The sequence below is a fragment of the Cedecea neteri genome (genome assembly GCF_000758325.1).
Lineage (GTDB): Bacteria > Pseudomonadota > Gammaproteobacteria > Enterobacterales > Enterobacteriaceae > Cedecea > Cedecea neteri_B.
Map to the genome: position 1 here is coordinate 4,280,780 of NZ_CP009459.1, position 16,695 is coordinate 4,297,474.

19 protein-coding genes are annotated in these 16,695 nt (G+C 55.1%); 6 read left to right on the forward strand and 13 right to left on the reverse strand.

Annotated features, from left to right (window positions below; translation table 11 throughout):
* The first annotated feature begins 56 nt into the window (after positions 1-56).
* Positions 57-656: a 5'-deoxynucleotidase gene (yfbR, locus tag LH86_RS19910; RefSeq protein ID WP_039305078.1), complete on the forward strand. Its 600-nt coding sequence runs from the start codon at positions 57-59 to the stop codon at positions 654-656.
* Between the two features lie 83 nt (positions 657-739).
* On the opposite strand, the gene LH86_RS19915 is transcribed toward yfbR, so the two are convergent.
* The 5 genes from LH86_RS19915 to LH86_RS22665 all read right to left on the reverse strand — a co-directional run bounded on the left by LH86_RS19915 (position 740) and on the right by LH86_RS22665 (position 4,642).
* Positions 740-2,572 (reverse strand): SLC13 family permease, encoded by a 1,833-nt coding sequence (locus LH86_RS19915; RefSeq protein WP_039305081.1) that lies wholly within the window; start codon positions 2,570-2,572, stop codon positions 740-742.
* A gap of 91 nt (positions 2,573-2,663) precedes the next feature.
* Complete coding sequence (locus LH86_RS19920) at positions 2,664-3,359, reverse strand: sugar phosphatase (RefSeq protein WP_419656112.1); 696 nt, start codon at positions 3,357-3,359, stop codon at positions 2,664-2,666.
* Positions 3,337-3,831 (reverse strand): YfbU family protein, encoded by a 495-nt coding sequence (locus tag LH86_RS19925; protein WP_008459766.1) that lies wholly within the window; start codon positions 3,829-3,831, stop codon positions 3,337-3,339. The genes LH86_RS19920 and LH86_RS19925 overlap by 23 nt, the downstream gene beginning before the upstream one ends.
* 95 nt (positions 3,832-3,926) lie before the next feature.
* Positions 3,927-4,382: a terminus macrodomain insulation protein YfbV gene (yfbV, locus tag LH86_RS19930; protein WP_008459760.1), complete on the reverse strand. Its 456-nt coding sequence runs from the start codon at positions 4,380-4,382 to the stop codon at positions 3,927-3,929.
* Between the two features lie 56 nt (positions 4,383-4,438).
* Positions 4,439-4,642 carry a hypothetical protein gene (locus tag LH86_RS22665; RefSeq protein WP_156107050.1) on the reverse strand — a complete coding sequence of 68 codons (204 nt, stop codon included), beginning with the start codon at positions 4,640-4,642 and terminating at the stop codon, positions 4,439-4,441.
* A gap of 78 nt (positions 4,643-4,720) precedes the next feature.
* On the opposite strand from LH86_RS22665, the gene ackA reads away from it, so the two are divergent.
* Both ackA and pta read left to right on the forward strand, forming a co-directional pair.
* Positions 4,721-5,923 carry an acetate kinase gene (gene ackA, locus LH86_RS19935; RefSeq protein WP_008459758.1) on the forward strand — a complete coding sequence of 401 codons (1,203 nt, stop codon included), beginning with the start codon at positions 4,721-4,723 and terminating at the stop codon, positions 5,921-5,923.
* 85 nt (positions 5,924-6,008) lie between these two features.
* Positions 6,009-8,150, forward strand: coding sequence for a phosphate acetyltransferase (gene pta, locus LH86_RS19940; RefSeq protein WP_039295542.1), 2,142 nt, complete (start codon positions 6,009-6,011; stop codon positions 8,148-8,150).
* Between the two features lie 64 nt (positions 8,151-8,214).
* Here the strand turns inward: pta and LH86_RS19945 are convergent, their stop codons facing one another.
* From LH86_RS19945 to LH86_RS19965, 5 genes are all read right to left on the reverse strand, one after another.
* Entirely contained in the window at positions 8,215-9,168 is a 954-nt protein-coding gene (locus tag LH86_RS19945) for a transketolase family protein (protein ID WP_039305087.1), read from the reverse strand.
* Positions 9,161-9,994 carry a transketolase gene (locus tag LH86_RS19950; protein ID WP_008459753.1) on the reverse strand — a complete coding sequence of 278 codons (834 nt, stop codon included), beginning with the start codon at positions 9,992-9,994 and terminating at the stop codon, positions 9,161-9,163. Before LH86_RS19950 ends, LH86_RS19945 begins: the two co-directional genes overlap by 8 nt.
* Positions 9,994-11,385 carry a PTS ascorbate transporter subunit IIC gene (locus LH86_RS19955; RefSeq protein ID WP_039305092.1) on the reverse strand — a complete coding sequence of 464 codons (1,392 nt, stop codon included), beginning with the start codon at positions 11,383-11,385 and terminating at the stop codon, positions 9,994-9,996. Before LH86_RS19955 ends, LH86_RS19950 begins: the two co-directional genes overlap by 1 nt.
* 89 nt (positions 11,386-11,474) lie before the next feature.
* The gene (locus LH86_RS19960; protein ID WP_039305096.1) at positions 11,475-11,747 is read right to left on the reverse strand and encodes a PTS sugar transporter subunit IIB; all 273 of its coding nucleotides are present in this window, start codon (positions 11,745-11,747) and stop codon (positions 11,475-11,477) included.
* A gap of 85 nt (positions 11,748-11,832) precedes the next feature.
* Positions 11,833-12,276: a PTS sugar transporter subunit IIA gene (locus LH86_RS19965; RefSeq protein WP_039305099.1), complete on the reverse strand. Its 444-nt coding sequence runs from the start codon at positions 12,274-12,276 to the stop codon at positions 11,833-11,835.
* Positions 12,277-12,532: 256 nt separating this feature from the next.
* On the opposite strand from LH86_RS19965, the gene LH86_RS19970 reads away from it, so the two are divergent.
* Positions 12,533-13,552 carry a LacI family DNA-binding transcriptional regulator gene (locus tag LH86_RS19970; protein ID WP_039305102.1) on the forward strand — a complete coding sequence of 340 codons (1,020 nt, stop codon included), beginning with the start codon at positions 12,533-12,535 and terminating at the stop codon, positions 13,550-13,552.
* Between the two features lie 57 nt (positions 13,553-13,609).
* Here LH86_RS19970 and yfcD read toward each other — a convergent pair whose 3' ends face one another.
* From yfcD to yfcF, 3 genes are read right to left on the reverse strand one after another with little or no spacing between them, the layout of a single operon-like run.
* A complete protein-coding gene (gene yfcD / locus LH86_RS19975) occupies positions 13,610-14,152 on the reverse strand; it encodes an NUDIX hydrolase YfcD (protein ID WP_039305105.1) in 543 nt (180 codons plus the stop codon).
* 58 nt (positions 14,153-14,210) lie between these two features.
* Positions 14,211-14,762 carry a phosphodiesterase gene (gene yfcE / locus LH86_RS19980; protein WP_039305107.1) on the reverse strand — a complete coding sequence of 184 codons (552 nt, stop codon included), beginning with the start codon at positions 14,760-14,762 and terminating at the stop codon, positions 14,211-14,213.
* A 57-nt stretch (positions 14,763-14,819) separates the two neighbouring features.
* A complete protein-coding gene (gene yfcF / locus LH86_RS19985) occupies positions 14,820-15,464 on the reverse strand; it encodes a glutathione transferase (protein ID WP_039305110.1) in 645 nt (214 codons plus the stop codon).
* A gap of 151 nt (positions 15,465-15,615) precedes the next feature.
* Between yfcF and yfcG the strand changes: the two genes are divergently transcribed.
* Both yfcG and folX read left to right on the forward strand, forming a co-directional pair.
* On the forward strand, positions 15,616-16,245 hold the full coding sequence (yfcG, locus tag LH86_RS19990) for a GSH-dependent disulfide bond oxidoreductase (RefSeq protein WP_039305113.1): 630 nt from the start codon (positions 15,616-15,618) through the stop codon (positions 16,243-16,245).
* Positions 16,246-16,322: 77 nt separating this feature from the next.
* On the forward strand, positions 16,323-16,682 hold the full coding sequence (gene folX / locus LH86_RS19995; RefSeq protein WP_197061721.1) for a dihydroneopterin triphosphate 2'-epimerase: 360 nt from the start codon (positions 16,323-16,325) through the stop codon (positions 16,680-16,682).
* Positions 16,683-16,695: the final 13 nt, after the last annotated feature.

The window sequence follows — 16,695 nt, forward strand, 5'->3', positions numbered from 1 at the left end:
AATGCCCCCCTTCTCCCCTCACAATGACGTCACCAAGTTGTTACCGCGAGAACGTCATGAGTCAGAGCCATTTCTTTGCCCACCTCTCCCGCCTGAAGCTGATTAACCGCTGGCCGCTGATGCGAAATGTCCGCACCGAGAACGTATCCGAACACAGCCTGCAGGTCGCCATGGTTGCCCATGCCCTCGCCGCTATCAAAAATCGCAAGTTTAACGGCAACGTAAATGCCGAACGTATTGCGCTGCTGGCGATGTATCACGACGCCAGCGAGGTGCTGACCGGGGATCTCCCTACGCCGGTAAAATACTTCAATTCGCAAATCGCACACGAATACAAAGCCATTGAAAAGATTGCGCAGCAGAAGCTAATCGAAATGGTGCCGGAAGAGCTACGTGATATCTGGGCACCGCTGATTGACGAGCACAGCTACAGTGAAGAAGAGAAAGCGCTGGTGAAACAGGCCGATGCGTTATGCGCTTATCTGAAATGCCTGGAAGAGCTGTCGGCCGGGAACAACGAGTTTCTGCTGGCGAAAAGTCGCCTGGAAAAAACGCTGGCCGACCGCCACAGCCCGGAGATGGATTATTTTATGCAGGTCTTTGTGCCTAGCTTCCAGCTTTCTCTGGATGAAATCAGCCAGGATTCGCCGCTTTAAACACGTCCCATCTGCCGAAGCGAAATCAGGATAATGTTTTCCCCTTCTCCCTTACAGGGAGAAGGCCGGGATGAGGGTAAATATCAGAACGGGAACAGCATCGGCACCATCACCACGCTGACGATCATCACAATCACGGTAAACGGCACGCCGAGCTTCACGAAGTCGCTGAACTTATAGTTTCCTGGCCCCAGCACCAGCGTGTTCACCGGTGAAGAGACTGGCGTCATAAACGCCGCAGAAGCCGCCATCGCCACAATCATCGCAAACGGATAAGGCGACACCCCCATTGATTTCGCCGCGGCCAGCGCAATAGGTGCCATCAATACTGCCGTGGCGGTATTAGAAATAAATAACCCGATAGCCGCACACATCACAAACAGGCACACCAGCATGATATAGGGGCCGTAGCCGCCGCCAAATTCCATCAGTCCATGAACGATCAGATCCACCCCGCCGGTTTTCTGCAGCGCCAGAGCGAAAGGCATCATCCCGACAATCAAAATAATGCTCGGCCAGTGAATCGCTTTGTAGGCGCTTTCCATATCAATACAGCGGAATTTGCCCATCAACAAGCAGGCGATAATCGCGGCAATGGGATTCGGTATTTCGTCGGTTAGCATCAGCGCCACCATCAGCGCCAGGCAGAAAATCGCATGAGGTGCCTGGCTGTGGGCCGGGGAGGCATCCTGCTCTTCCACAGGCAGACTCAGCACCAGGAAATCACGGTTCTGCTGTGAAAGCTGGTTGATCAGCTTCCAGTCTCCAACCACCAGCATAATGTCGCCCAACTGGATAGGTTCATCCACCAGCACCCCTTCCATGGCTTCGCCCGCTCGCCGCAGGCCAACAACGTTAAGGCCGTAGCGGGTTCGGAAAGCCATTTCTCGCAAAGTCTGCCCGGTGAGCCCTGACTCTGGCAGCAGAGAAACTTCTGCCATCCCCACATCCAGCGCCTGATCGGAGAAATACTCCCCGCGAAGGATCATTGGCTCCAGCATTTGTTCCCCGCAGAACTCTCGCAAATCAACCTCAGAGGCCGACATGTCAATCAGCAGTACATCGCGGGCGCGGAATTCCGTACCGCCGGTCACGTTGACAATAACGCGCCGGAAACGGCGCCAGCGCTCCAGGCCAATAACGTTCGCGCCGTAGCGTTCACGCAGCTTTAAATCATCCAGACGATGGCCAACCATCGGTGAGCCAGGGCGAATAGCCAACCGGCGAGCCCGCCCGGTCAGACGATATTCTTTTATCAGATCTCGAAATGAACGGCGCTTCCAGCTCTCTTTCCCCGCCTCTTCTCCCTGCCCTTTAAGCGCGAAACGCGCCACCAGCATATAAAGAATGCCCAGCACCAGCACCGCCAGGCCAATCGGCGTCACGCTAAAGAACTGAAACCCCTCCAGCCCTTCACGAAGCAGTTCACTGTTGATCACCAGGTTAGGCGGCGTCGCGACCAGCGTCATCATGCCGCTTATCAGCCCGGCAAAACTGAGCGGCATCATCAGCCGGGAAGGCGAAATTTTCATGCGCATGGAAACGCTGAGCACCACCGGAATAAAAATCGCCACCACGCCGGTGGAGCTCATAAATGCCCCCAACCCGGCCACCGTCACCATCAGCAGGATCAGCATTTTGGTTTCGCTGCTCCCCGCCACATCCACCAGCCAGCTTCCCATCTTGGTGGCTACGCCGGTGCGCACCAGCCCATCGCCAATAATGAACAGCGCGGCAATCAGAATCACGTTGGGATCGCTAAAGCCGGAAAATGCTTCGCTGAGACTTAACGTTCCGCTGAGCACAAAAGCAACAATCACCAACAGCGCCACCGCGTCCATACGCATTTTTCCGGTCGCAAACAGCAGAACGGCAACCGCCAGTAACGACAACACCCAAATGAGTTCCGAATTCAAAACGAGTCCCTGAATGGCTGAATATTGGTGAATTGAATGTAGACGAGAATGCCATAAAAAAACCCCGCAAATGCGGGGTTAAATCATGGGATTAGTGTTTTCTTAACACTTCGACGACTCCGTCCGGGGATTTCTGGACGAGCAGTTCGGTGAGGGACGTGAGAACGTAATCCACGTGCTCAAGCCGGGGTGTATCCGCCGGGGCGTTGACCGCTATTACGTGACAACCTGCTGCCAGTCCTGAAAGCACGCCCGCAGGGGCATCTTCAACGACAACGCACTCTTCCGGCTCCAGGCCAAGCAGCTGCGCGCCAAGTAAATAGGCATCCGGCTCAGGTTTACCGCGTGCAACGCGTTCCGCCGTCACAAACACTTCCGGCTCCGGCAGCCCACCGGCCAGGCGACGAGCGAATGCCACCGGCACGGAACCTGAAGTGACAATGGCCCACGGAATACCAGCCTCGTTAAGATGAGCCAGCAGCTCCGCCGCTCCCGGCAGCGCGACAATGCCGTCGGTATCTTCAGACTCAAGCTTTTCCAAACGCAGGAACTCCTGCTGAATTTCTTCCTCAGAAGCACCGGCCATAAAGTGGCGCAGTGAGGTAATCGCCTGCTTGCCGTGGATGAAGCCTAATACTTCTTCCGGGGAAATATTAAAACGCTTTGCCCAGTTTACCCACGCGCGTTCAACGGCGGGAAGAGAGTCAACCAGCGTACCATCCAAATCAAACAAGAAACCTTTACACTTCACTACGCATCTCTCCTCAGGCGTTAATGATCTGCGCAATCTCGTTGGCGCTTAAGTGATACTGACGTGGGCAAGCGTGCCACACTTTCAGCATTCGTTGGTATTTGTCCCACATTGGGGTTTGAGCGTTGAAACCGTGGGTGCCGGCATCAAAATGGGTATAGCGGCCTTCAATATTCACCATAAAGCGAACATAGCCGAGGAAGCGAGCTTCGGTGGCGGCGTCAAACCCCATAAAGGTGACGCGGCGTTCATCGATTTCTTTGCTGTCTTTCAGGTTGGTCCAGGAGACATGCATCGCGTGATACATTTCCATGATGTCGATAACGATGCGGCATGTTTCTTCTTTTAGCTCGCCAAACTCGCGATCCAGCTCGCGCATTTGCAGGCCATAGCCGCGTTCGATGATGGTCTGCAGACGGCGATAGCGTTCGGCATTATCCGGGTCCATCATCGTCATCATTTTATACTGGTTAGATAAAATCAGACGTTGCGCGTGGGTCATTTCCATTTCCTGGCTCCTTTGGTACATGGAAAAATGCAGGTTACGACCAGGGTAACCTGTAAGAAAGTGTGCCTTCCTTTATATGCGCAACCGCAGGGTAATTACAAATCATCCAGGAAAGTTTTATCCAGCTGTTTAAACGCGCGCTTCAGCACGTCCGCCAGCGCCTGGTAGTCTGGCTTGCCTTCCACCGGCGCCAGTGCCTGCCCGGCTTCCTGAAGCTTCATGCGAACGTCATAAAACCACTGTAAGGTCGACGGCGGTAACGGCGTGACCGAGCGTTTGCCCAACCACCACAGCCCCTGCATCGGCAGGCTACAGGCAAAGAGTGCCGTCGCCACCGCCGGACCAAGCTGGCCGCCCAGCGCGATTTGCCATGTCAGGGTAAATACCGCCAGCGGTGGCATAAAGCGGATGGCATAGCGGGTGGCGCGTATCACACGGTTTTCAATAAATACCGGCGCCAGACGCTTATCCAGCGGCCAGGTCTTCGAGTAGTGTTGCCCACGTCCGAACAGGCTAAACCAGCTTACATGGCTATTCTGGGGTGTCGACATGGCTCATACCTCAACTCTACGTATAAAAAATAAAATAATACTGTAACTCAACAACTCTAAATGACATCGTTCAAAAAATTTTGTCTTTCCGAGCCGCTATCTGCTACCCTGTGCCGGCCTTTGATGGCCGTAGTTGGGAAACCACAAGCTGTCAAACATTCTTTTACATCGCCGTGACCTGCAGCTTCAGGAATATGGCGTAAACTCTGAGTAATTTTATTCGCCATGCCGAAAAACACTTCTGGCATGACGTTAATCATAAATGTCCGCGTCATCATGCGCTACGCTGATAGACTCACTGACGTTTTTTTAGCCACGTATCAAAAATAGGTACTTCCATGTCGAGTAAGCTAGTACTGGTTCTGAACTGCGGTAGCTCATCCCTGAAATTCGCAATTATCGATGCTGTAAACGGTGAAGAGTACCTTTCTGGTTTAGCAGAGTGTTTCCACCTTCCTGAAGCCCGTATCAAGTGGAAGCTGGACGGCGCTAAACAAGAAGCGGCTCTGGGTGCAGGTGCCGCTCACAGCGAAGCTCTTAACTTCATCGTTAATAAAATTCTGGCAGAAAAACCAGAATTGTCCGCTCAGTTGACCGCAATTGGTCACCGTATCGTACACGGCGGTGAAAAATACACCAGCTCCGTAGTTATCGATGATTCCGTGATTCAGGGTATCAAAGATTCAGCCTCTTTTGCACCGCTGCATAACCCGGCTCATCTGATCGGTATCGCTGAAGCCCTGAAATCCTTCCCTAACCTGGCTGATAAAAACGTTGCCGTGTTCGACACCGCGTTCCATCAGACCATGCCGGAAGAATCTTTCCTCTACGCTCTGCCGTACAAACTGTACAAAGAGCACGGCGTTCGTCGCTACGGCGCACACGGCACCAGCCACTTCTACGTGACTCAGGAAGCCGCAAAAATGCTGAACAAGCCGGTTGATGAACTGAACATCATCACCTGCCACCTGGGCAACGGCGGTTCCGTTTCTGCTATCCGTAACGGCAAATGTGTTGATACCTCCATGGGTCTGACCCCGCTGGAAGGTCTGGTGATGGGTACCCGCTCCGGCGACATCGACCCGGCTATCATCTTCCACCTGCACGATGCCCTGGGCATGAGCGTAGAAGACATCAACAAAATGCTGACCAAAGAATCCGGCCTGCTGGGTCTGACCGAAGTGACCAGCGACTGCCGTTACGTTGAAGACAACTACGCAACGAAAGAAGACGCTAAACGTGCAATGGACGTTTACTGCCACCGTCTGGCGAAATACATCGGTTCCTACACCGCGCTGATGGATGGTCGTCTGGACGCCGTTGTCTTCACCGGTGGTATCGGTGAAAACGCTGCAATGGTGCGCGAGCTGTCCCTGGGCAAACTGGGCGTACTGGGCTTCGACGTTGATCACGAGCGCAACCTGGCTGCACGTTTCGGCAAGTCTGGCTTCATCAACAAGGAAGGTACCCGCCCGGCGGTGGTTATCACCACCAACGAAGAGCTGGTCATCGCTCAGGATGCATCCCGCCTGACCGCCTGATTCCCTCACCGCCAGCCTTAGCTGGCGGTGTTGTTTTCTGAGTCGAGTGAGCATATCTGCTCGCGAAAACGAAAGAGGTTATACCGTGTCCCGTACTATTATGCTGATCCCTACCGGAACCAGCGTCGGCCTTACCAGCGTAAGCCTTGGCGTTATCCGTGCTATGGAACAAAAAGGCGTTCGCCTGAGCGTGTTCAAACCTATCGCCCAGCCGCGTACCGGTGGCGATACGCCGGACCAGACCACCAGCATCATCCGTGCTAACTCCACCATCCCGGCCGCTGAGCCGCTGCACATGAGCCACGTTGAGTCTCTGCTGTCCAGCAACCAGCAGGACGTGCTGATGGAAGAGATCATCGCCAACTACCACAACAGCAGCAAAGACGCTGAAGTGGTGCTGGTTGAAGGTCTGGTGCCAACCCGTAAACACCAGTTTGCGCAGGCGCTGAACTATGAAATCGCCAAAACCCTGAACGCAGAAATTGTCTTCGTCATGTCTCTGGGCAACGACTCTCCGGAGCAGCTGAAAGAGCGTATCGAACTGACCCGCAGCAGCTTTGGCGGCAGCAAAAACACCAACATCACCGGCGTGATCATCAACAAGCTGAACGCCCCGGTGGATGAGCAAGGCCGCACCCGCCCTGATCTGTCCGAAATCTTCGACGATTCCAGCAAAGCAAGCATCGCGAACATCGATCCTAAGCAGCTGTTTGCCGACAGCCCGCTGCCGGTTCTGGGCTGCGTGCCGTGGAGCTTCGAGCTGATTGCCACCCGTGCAATCGATATGGCTCGTCACCTGAACGCGACCATCGTTAACGAAGGCGACATCAACACCCGCCGCGTGAAGTCCGTGACCTTCTGTGCGCGCAGCATTCCGCACATGCTGGAACACTTCCGCCCTGGCTCTCTGCTGGTCACCTCCGCAGATCGCCCGGACGTGCTGGTTGCTGCTTGCCTGGCCGCCATGAACGGCGTGGAAATCGGCGCTATCCTGCTGACCGGTGGTTACGAAATGGACCCACGCATCAGCAAGCTGTGCGAGCGTGCTTTCGCCACCGGCCTGCCGCTGTTCATGGTTGAAACCAACACCTGGCAGACCTCTCTGAGCCTGCAGAGCTTCAACCTGGAAGTCCCAACCGACGACCATCAGCGTATCGAAAAAGTGCAGGAATATGTGGCCAGCCACATCGATGCTAACTGGATCGAATCCCTGACCGCGACCTCCGAGCGCAGCCGTCGTCTGTCTCCTCCAGCGTTCCGTTACCAGCTCACCGAACTGGCTCGCAAAGCTGGTAAACGCGTCGTGCTGCCGGAAGGTGACGAACCGCGTACCGTAAAAGCAGCAGCCATCTGTGCTGAGCGCGGTATCGCTACCTGTGTACTGCTGGGTAACCCGGATGAAATCACCCGTGTTGCTGCGGCGCAGGGCGTTGAGCTGGGCGCAGGCATCGAAATCGTTGATCCAGAAGTGGTTCGCGAAAGCTATGTTGCCCGCCTGGTTGAGCTGCGTAAGAGCAAAGGCATGACCGAAGCCGTTGCCCGCGAGCAGCTGGAAGACAACGTTGTGCTGGGCACCCTGATGCTTGAGCAGGACGAAGTTGACGGCCTGGTTTCCGGCGCGGTTCACACCACCGCCAACACCATCCGTCCACCGCTGCAGCTTATCAAAACCGCACCGGGCAGTTCTCTGGTTTCTTCCGTGTTCTTCATGCTGCTGCCTGAACAGGTTTATGTTTACGGCGACTGTGCGATCAACCCGGATCCAACCGCAGAACAGCTGGCAGAAATCGCGATTCAGTCCGCTGACTCCGCTGCCGCTTTCGGTATCGACCCACGCGTTGCAATGCTCTCCTACTCCACCGGTAACTCCGGCGCGGGTAGCGACGTTGAGAAAGTGCGTGAAGCCACCCGTATCGCTCAGGAAAAACGTCCTGATCTGGTCATCGATGGCCCACTGCAGTATGACGCTGCGGTTATGGCTGACGTGGCTAAGTCTAAGGCACCAAACTCTCCTGTTGCGGGCCGTGCGACCGTGTTCATCTTCCCTGACCTGAACACCGGGAACACCACCTACAAAGCGGTACAGCGTTCTGCAGACCTGATCTCAATCGGGCCAATGCTGCAGGGTATGCGCAAGCCGGTTAACGACCTGTCCCGTGGCGCGCTGGTAGACGATATCGTCTACACCATCGCTCTGACCGCGATTCAGTCCGCTCAGCAAGCGTAAGCTCACTGAGGCGCAAAAAAGGCAGCCAGATGGCTGCCTTTTCTTTTTCACTCATCTTTGGCTACTACAACAACTCTTTCGCCGCCTTCACGATATCTACCGCCGTCAGGCCATACTCCTGCTGCAGGAAGTCCTGGGTTCCGACCTGGCCGTAACGTTCCTTCACGCCCACTCTGCGCATCGGCACCGGGCAGGTTTCCACCAGCACTTCAGCCACCGCCGACCCCAGCCCGTTATGAATACTGTGGTTTTCACAGGTCACAATCCGCCCGGTTTTTTCGGCGTAGTTCTTCACCAGCATGCGGTCGATAGGCTTGAGGGTAAACATGTCGATGACCGCCGCGCTAACCCCTTCCTGTTCCAGCTGTTGAGCCGCTTTTAGCGCTTCCGCAACCATAATACCGTTGGCGATCAGCGTGATATCCGTTCCCTCACGCAGCACATTACCTTTGCCGATGGTGAAGGTTGAGCCGGCCTCATACACCGTCGCCGCCTGCTTGCGAATAGTCCGCACCCAGTAGAAGCCTTCCAGCTCGATCAGCTGACGCAGAATGTCTTTAAACATCACCGCATCAGTCACTTCCAGCACAACAGAATGCGCCAACCCGCGAACAATGCCCATATCTTCAAACGACATATGGGTCCCGCCGTTATGGCAGGCCGTCACCCCGGCATCGGAAGCAATGACTTTGACGTTGTTCCGCTGGTAATCCAGAGACATAAACAGCTGGTCAAAGCAGCGACGACTGGCGAAGGCTGTAAAGGTGTGGACGAACGGTTTGCGGCCGGTCAGCGACAGCCCGGCCGCCACGCCAATCACGTTGGCTTCCATGATGCCGCAGTTAATCACATGCTGCGGGTTATCTCGCTGCACGCCATCCATCGCCATCGAACTCATCAGGTCAGCTTCCAGCGCGATGATCCCGCTGCCTTCGCCAATCTGCTGCTGAACAAACCCGGCGTAGACTTTACGCATTTCAACGGCGTCCTGGCCGCCGGTCTGGCTTACCTTAATCATGTGCCGCCTCCAGTTGCGCGATGGCCTGCTCCAGCGCCTGTTTTGACTGTTCCGTCAGGCGGAGATGATGTGAGTTCCCCAGTTGCTCAAGGTACGGCACCCCCTGCCCTTTAATGCTGTCGAGGATCACCAGTAGAGGGCGCTGTTCGCCGCTGCGAACGGGTTTCACCGCCGCCAGCAAACCGGGAATGTCGTCGCCTTTCACCTGCACCACGTCAAACCCGAAGGCGCTAAACTTCTCTGCCAGATCGAAAGCACAGATGATTTCATCCAGCTCGCCGTCCAACTGCTGTTTGTTCCAGTCCACGAACACCGTCAGATTGTTAAGGCGGTGGTGAGCAATAAACTGGAAAGCCTCCCAGCACTGCCCCTCGTTCAGCTCGCCGTCGCCAACGATGCTGAACACCCGATTGCGACGCTGCGCCAGCTTATGGGACAGCGCCATACCGGCAGCGATCGAAATTCCCTGCCCCAGTGAACCTGTGGTCGCATCTACGCCGCGCGTTTTCAGACGGTCAGGGTGGCTCGGCAGGCTGGTGCCGTTCTGGTTCAGCGTGGCCAATTGCTCCACGGGAAAATAGCCTTTCAGCGCCAGAGTGCTGTACAGCGCCGGGCCAGCATGCCCCTTCGACAGCACAAAGTAGTCGCGCTCTGCCCAGTCAGGGTCGCCTGGATCGATATTCATCACGTCGCCGTACAGCACCGCCAGCGTCTCGACCACCGACATGCTGCCGCCGTAATGGCCAAATCCCAGTTGGGTGAGCGCTTTCAGCGTCTCTACCCGGATGTCCCGCGCAAACCGCGTGACGTCAGCCAGTTCATTCATTATTTAGCCCCCGTATTGTCTTCAGTGTGTACGGCAGGAGTGCCTTTTCCTTTGCCCAGATAGTTGAACCCGACCAACACCGCAAACACGGCGACCACTACCGCGGTAATCGCCGCAGGTGACAGGAAGCGGGCGAGATTGCCGAGGATAATGCCCACCACGCCGAAATCAGCGTCGGAGAAGGTTGTGTTGGCGAAGCCCAGCGCGCCCAGAACAGGCAGCAGCAGCACCGGCAGGAAGGTGATCAACAGGCCGTTGGCAAAAGCCCCCACCATCGCGCCGCGACGGCCGCCGGTAGCGTTACCAAACACGCCCGCGGTCGCACCGGTAAAGAAGTGAGGCACCACGCCCGGTAAAATCAGCACCAGCTTCATCTGCCCCAGCAGGAACAGGCCCACCAGGCCGCCGAGGAAGCTAAACAGGAAGCCCACCAGCACGGCATTCGGTGCATAAGGGTAAACTACCGGGCAGTCCAGCGCCGGACGAGCATTAGGCACCAGCTTCTCAGAGAAACCGGTAAATGCCGGGACGATTTCAGCCAGAATCAAGCGCACGCCCTGCAGGATGATGAACACCCCGGCCGCAAAGGTAATCGCCTGAATAATGGAGTAAACCAGGAAGTTCTGGCCGCCGCTGAGCTTCTCTTCTACATAAGTCTGACCCGCACAAATCGCGAGGATCATGTAGATGACAATCATGGTCAGGGAGATAGAGATTGAGCTGTCGCGCAGGAAGCTGAGGTTCTTCGGCAGGTTCATCTCTTCTGTGGAGCGCGAACCTTTCCCGCACTTGCTGCCGATCCAACCGGACAGCACGTAGCCCAGCGTACCGAAGTGGCCAAAGCCGATATCGTCAGTGCCGGTGATGCGGCGCATATACCGCTGAGCAATGGCCGGGAAGAATGCCATGATCAGGCCGAGGATCAGCGACCCGGTAAATACCAGCGCCACGCCTTCGAAGCCCGCCACGGTCAGGATGACGCTTATCATGCACGCCATGTAGAACGTATGGTGCCCGGTGAGGAAGATGTATTTCAGGCGGGTAAAGCGAGCCACAATGATGTTCGCCACCATCCCGAAGGCCATGATCAGCGCCGTGGATGCCCCGTATTTCTCCAGCGCGATAGAAACAATCGCTTCATTATTAGGAATGATGCCCTGGATATTAAAGGCGTGCTCAAACATACCACCCAGTGGATTCAAAGACCCCACTAATACGGTGGCACCGCCGCCCAGAACAATAAAACCTAATACGGTTTTAATTGAGCCTTTTACCACATCAGAAAATGACTTCTTTTGCGCCACCAGGCCAATTAACGCTATCAGCCCGACGAGAATGGCCGGGACCTTCAGAATATCAACAATAAAATTCAGCGTGCCAAGGATAAACATATCCGCCTCCGCTTATATCCGTCATATTTCGAATTACAGGTGCGCTGGCCGCCTACAATTCGAATTATTTTGGCTATATATTATTATGATTAACGACCTGCAAAATAAGCACTCAGCTTATTTTCCAGCTCATTGATATCGATGATGTTGTTGATCACCACCAGCTGGCTGCCCGGCAGACGCGCGCTGGCGGCAATATCTTTAGCCATTACGAACACATCTGCCGCGTCCGGGGTGGCGGAGGATAAATCCGAGTGTTCGACTTCCGCCTCAATATTGAGTTTTTTAAGCACCTTTTTAATATTCATTTCGACCATAAAACTACTGCCGAGGCCGGAACCGCAGATTGCCATTATCTTCATTTTGTGTACCTTATATTTTTAGTAGAGTAAGAGCGCATCGCATTTTTCAATGCAACGTAAAAACCTATGGTGTTAAATTTAAAAACTAGAATCGATTAATTATTTTTTGTATTTCCTCCCGGTTATTGGCCTGATGCAGTAATGCCATGTCCTCGTCGCTGGAAAAGAGTTCAGCGAGCGCGGAAATCATTTCAATATGGCTATGGCTGTCCGGTGCTGCCAGCATAATAATGACGTCCACCGGGTCGTTTCCCTCAGAATGAAAGCTAACGCCCTGCCTCAGTTTCAGCAGCGACAGGCCAAGCCCGGTCGCGCCCTCTTCTGGACGAGCATGCGGCATCGCCAGGCCCGGTGCCAGCACATAGTACGGCCCTAGTTTTTGGTGCTGCTGCATAATGGCCGTCAAATAATGAGGGGCGATAATCCCCGCGTCCAGCAGCGGCCGGGCGCTAATCTCCAGCGCCTGCTGCCAGTTTGCGACCTCATCATGAAGCTGGATAGTCTGCGGATGCAGCCATTGGTTGAGCACGATAACCTCTCGAAATCGACATTGATGATGGGCAAACTTTATTCAACGGCCTCGGGTTTAACTGTGACTGATATCACAAAGATAGCGCTACCAATAACTATCACTCGATTTTGTGATAGCGCTATCAAATTGCAATCATTGTGTTAAATCGCATTAAGGCGCACGATTTCAGGCGTATACTTGAGCGATATTTCCCCTTCTTTTTCAGGGGCCAACGTCAGCCTGGCGTTTTTCAGGTCAAGAATCAGGAATCACAATGTCCATAACCCGAAAGCGGCGAAGTACCGGTAAGGTGACGCTTGCAGATGTGGCTCAGCTCGCCGGCGTCGGTACCATGACCGTTTCGCGAGCGCTAAGAACCCCGGAGCAGGTTTCCGACAAATTACGCGAAAAAATCGAAGCAGCGGTTTCCGAACTGGGTTACATGCCCAACCTGGCGGCAAGCGCGCTGGCCTCCGCCTCCTCGTACACCATTGCGATGGTGGTCCCAAGCCTGGCGGAATCCGGCTGCAGTGAAATGTTTGCCGGCCTGCAGCAGGTACTGCAGCCTGCGGGGTATCAGATAGTGCTGGCAGAATCCCAGCACCGGCTGGAGCAGGAAGAGAAGCTGCTGGAAACACTGCTGGCGTCCAATATTGCCGCGGCGATCCTGCTGAGCGTGGAACACAGCGACACGGTGCGCGGCTGGCTAAAGCACGCCAGTATTCCTGTGCTCGAAATCGGCGCCACCCGCGCCGATCCGCTGGACATGAACATCGGTATTGATAATGTCGCCGCCATGTTTGAACTGACGGAAATGCTTATCCACCGCGGGTATCAGAACATTGGGCTGTTGTGCGCGAACCAGGAACAGTGGATTTTCCAGCAGCACCTTCAGGGCTGGTACAAAGCGATGCTGCGCCACCATATGTCGCCCAACAGGGTGATCAACGCTGCCGCGCCGCCGAATTTCTCTACCGGGGCCGCACAGCTACCCGAATTTTTGCTGGCCTGGCCGGAGCTGGACGCGCTGGTTTGTGTGTCGGATGAACTGGCCTGCGGCGCGCTGTACGAATGCCAGCGCAGGCGCATCAAAGTCCCTGACGACTTAGCCATCGTCGGGTTTGGCGACAGTGACGTAAGCCGCGTGTGTCAGCCGGCGCTGACCACCATTGCGGTACCGCATCGTAAGATTGGCATTGAAGCCGGACGGGCGCTGCTGGCAAGGATAAACGAAGAAGAATGGGACAGAAGCCCGACTATCGCGTCATCGCTGTGTATGCGGGACAGCTGCTGATTTTCCCTCACCCTGGTCCCCTCCTGGCTGGAAGAGGATCGGGGTGAGGGCCAACAATTACTCGCTTTCTTCGCTTTGTGACTCGTTTTTAGCATTGCGGGTCATCCACAGCGCCAGCGCCTTCAGCGAATCTGGGGTAAATTCGTCGCAGCGCGCGGTGATCTCTTCCGGGGACATCCAGCTCACTTCGCTGACCTCTTCTTCCTGCAGCGCGAAAGGCCCGTGGGAAACACAGCTAAAGAGTCCGCCCCAAACGCGGCAGCTATCGTCTTCGAAGTAGAACTGCCCGTGCTCCGCGAACGGTACGCCGGCAATGCCCAGCTCCTCTTCCGCCTCGCGGCGAGCCGACTCGAGCATCTGTTCATCCGCCTGCACGACACCACCTGCGGTAGCATCCAGCATGCCCGGCATGAAGTCTTTAATTTCGGTGCGACGCTGCACCAGAATTTTGCCCATACCATCGTGAACAACAATATAGGTCGCGCGATGACGCAGCCGCTGCGCACGCATTTGCTCGCGGCTTGCCTGTGCGATGACCTCATTGTCTTCATTAACAATATCTACCCATTCCGTGCCGACAAAATGACTCTGTTCCACCATCAGGGAAACCTTATTCAGGGGCGCTCTTACGGCGCGTTATTGGATTAACCTGTCAACGTTACGGGGTAATACGCACCTGTGCAATAACCCCATCACTCTCCAGCGTGCGAACGGTCAGAACGCCATCATCCAGCATCCCGTAACTGGCCTCAAAACCGCCCTTCGGTATGCTGACAGAGCCTGGATTAAACAAATAGATCTGTTCGTGCTTTTCTGCAACCGGAAGATGCGTATGGCCGAAAATCAGAACATCGCCAGCGGACAGCGGCGGCAAATGCCCGGGATGATAAAGATGCCCGTGGGTCAGAAAAAGCCGCTGCTGCGCCAGCAAAACCTGCTGCCAGGGCGCGGTAATCGGAAACTGAAGCAGCATCTGATCTACTTCGCTGTCGCAGTTTCCGCGCACCGCGATAATCTTATCGGCAACGCTATTCAGGCACTGCGCCACCGCCGGAGGATTATAGCCTTCAGGCAGCGCGTTCCGAGGGCCGTGATTCAGTAGGTCGCCCAGAATAACCAGCCATTTCGCGCCGCTGTGTGCGAAACGTTCCAGGACTTTTTCCGTGGCGGGTAGCGAACCGTGAAGGTCCGAGGCAAACATCAGTTTCATTTATCCCTGGCTCCAGTAATGATAATCAGCCAATGATAACGAATTCCCCGGCCGCTATCAGCCTGCGTTTTTGGCCGACTGCGCCAGCCAAAGCTGCACCGACGCGCGCTGCCACTGGAAGCTGGCGTACTCTTTCAGCCGCTCAGGCACTTCATCCCCGTTCATGATCAGACGGTTGAGCATCAGCGCCAGGTCTGTGTCGGCGATAGACCATTCACCAAATAAATTTTGCTGCCCTGCCGGGAGCAAATGTTCTGCGGTAGCGATTAACTTTTCTGCCGCCTGAAGGCCTGCCGGGCTTAGCGCCGGTTTCTTCTCGCCAGCAAAGACCACGGCAGTAGAACGCTCTTCCCGAATGGGCATCAGATCACTGCGCAGCCACGCCTGCACCTGCCGCGCCCGGGCGCGTTTTTCAATGTCATGAGGATAAATGCGTTCCCACGTCGGCGGGGCAAAACGCTCTTCCAGATATTCATCAATGGCCGAGGATTCGCTGAGCACAAAATCGCCGACGGCCAGCACCGGCACGCGACGAGTCAGATCAAACCCCTTCCAGCCAGGCTTTAAATTCTGGCCGCTGGCGAGGTCGACAGTTTGCAAAGAAAAGGCGAGGCCTTTTTCTTTCAACGCAACAAAAACGGAAAGCACATAGGGGCTAAAACACTGGCTATCGGTCCACAACGTAATGGCAGGCTGGCTCATCATATCCTCACTTATTCGCGCGACAGGTTATTGAACATAGAGCGAAAAAATCGTTTTGTCATCCGCTTAAAACGCACCATTCCGGTGCAGAAATAGCAATAACTTCTATACTCGAAACATTTGCCAAAATGGACTAAACCCTGGAGTGACCATGATCGAACTTTATTATGCGCCTACCCCAAACGGCCATAAAATTACCCTGTTTCTTGAAGAGGCTGGCCTGGAGTACAAAATCCACCGGATCGATATCGGCAAAGGCGAACAGTTTCGTCCGGATTTTCTGGCTATCTCACCGAATAATAAAATTCCTGCCATCGTGGATAACAAACCAGCCGACGGCGGCGAGCCTTTAAGCCTCTTTGAGTCCGGCGAAATTTTGCTTTATCTGGCGGACAAAACCGGGTTACTCCTCAGCAAAGAACTGCGCGCCCGCAACGCCACGCTACAGTGGCTTTTCTGGCAGGTCGGCGGCTTCGGTCCAATGCTGGGCCAGAACCACCATTTCAACCACTTTGCTCCGCAGCCCGTCCCTTATGCTATCGAACGCTATCAGGTAGAAACCCAGCGCCTTTACGGCGTGCTCAACAAACAGCTGGAGAAAGCCCCGTGGCTTGGCGGCCACGACTACAGCATTGCGGACATCGCAACTTATCCCTGGGTGGTGTCCCATGAGCGCCAGCGCGTTGACCTCGCCAACTTCCCGGCGGTAAGGAACTGGTTTGAGCGGATCCGCACCCGGCCTGCCACCGTGAAGGCCTATCAGCGGGCAGAGAAGGCGTAATCCCCGGTTCAGGTTTTTTCCCGCGCTGGTGTATCCTGTGGCGGGAAAAGACTAATAAGGAACCTGCAATGTCATCCATGCAACCAGACGCCATTATTCGCATTAAAAACCTGCGCCTGCGGACTTTTATTGGTATCAAAGAAGAAGAGATCGCCAACCGGCAGGATGTCGTGATTAACGTCGCTCTCCACTACCCTGCGAGCAAAGCCAGGGAAAGCGAGGACATTAACGACGCGCTGAACTATCGCACCGTGACCAAAGACATTATCCAGCTGGTTGAGAATAACCGCTTCTCCCTGCTGGAAAAATTAACTCAGGATGTGCTGAACATCGCATGCGCCCACCCGTGGGTGACATATGCTGAAGTAGAGATCGATAAACTTCACGCGCTTCGCTATGCCGACTCGGTATCCATGACCCTGAGCTGGCGGCGATAAGCGCGTCCAGGTG

Coding starts and splice junctions, on each gene's coding strand:
- yfbV (WP_008459760.1), bottom strand. CDS start 4,382: ATGTCGACACCCCAGAATAGCCATGTAAGCTGGTTTAGCCTGTTCGGA.
- folX (WP_197061721.1), top strand. CDS start 16,323: ATGCAACCAGACGCCATTATTCGCATTAAAAACCTGCGCCTGCGGACT.
- LH86_RS19925 (WP_008459766.1), bottom strand. CDS start 3,831: ATGGAAATGACCCACGCGCAACGTCTGATTTTATCTAACCAGTATAAA.
- yfcG (WP_039305113.1), top strand. CDS start 15,616: ATGATCGAACTTTATTATGCGCCTACCCCAAACGGCCATAAAATTACC.
- LH86_RS19950 (WP_008459753.1), bottom strand. CDS start 9,994: ATGAATGAACTGGCTGACGTCACGCGGTTTGCGCGGGACATCCGGGTA.
- LH86_RS19960 (WP_039305096.1), bottom strand. CDS start 11,747: ATGAAGATAATGGCAATCTGCGGTTCCGGCCTCGGCAGTAGTTTTATG.
- LH86_RS19945 (WP_039305087.1), bottom strand. CDS start 9,168: ATGATTAAGGTAAGCCAGACCGGCGGCCAGGACGCCGTTGAAATGCGT.
- yfcE (WP_039305107.1), bottom strand. CDS start 14,762: ATGAAACTGATGTTTGCCTCGGACCTTCACGGTTCGCTACCCGCCACG.
- LH86_RS19970 (WP_039305102.1), top strand. CDS start 12,533: ATGTCCATAACCCGAAAGCGGCGAAGTACCGGTAAGGTGACGCTTGCA.
- yfbR (WP_039305078.1), top strand. CDS start 57: ATGAGTCAGAGCCATTTCTTTGCCCACCTCTCCCGCCTGAAGCTGATT.
- yfcF (WP_039305110.1), bottom strand. CDS start 15,464: ATGAGCCAGCCTGCCATTACGTTGTGGACCGATAGCCAGTGTTTTAGC.
- LH86_RS22665 (WP_156107050.1), bottom strand. CDS start 4,642: ATGATTAACGTCATGCCAGAAGTGTTTTTCGGCATGGCGAATAAAATT.
- LH86_RS19955 (WP_039305092.1), bottom strand. CDS start 11,385: ATGTTTATCCTTGGCACGCTGAATTTTATTGTTGATATTCTGAAGGTC.
- ackA (WP_008459758.1), top strand. CDS start 4,721: ATGTCGAGTAAGCTAGTACTGGTTCTGAACTGCGGTAGCTCATCCCTG.
- yfcD (WP_039305105.1), bottom strand. CDS start 14,152: ATGGTGGAACAGAGTCATTTTGTCGGCACGGAATGGGTAGATATTGTT.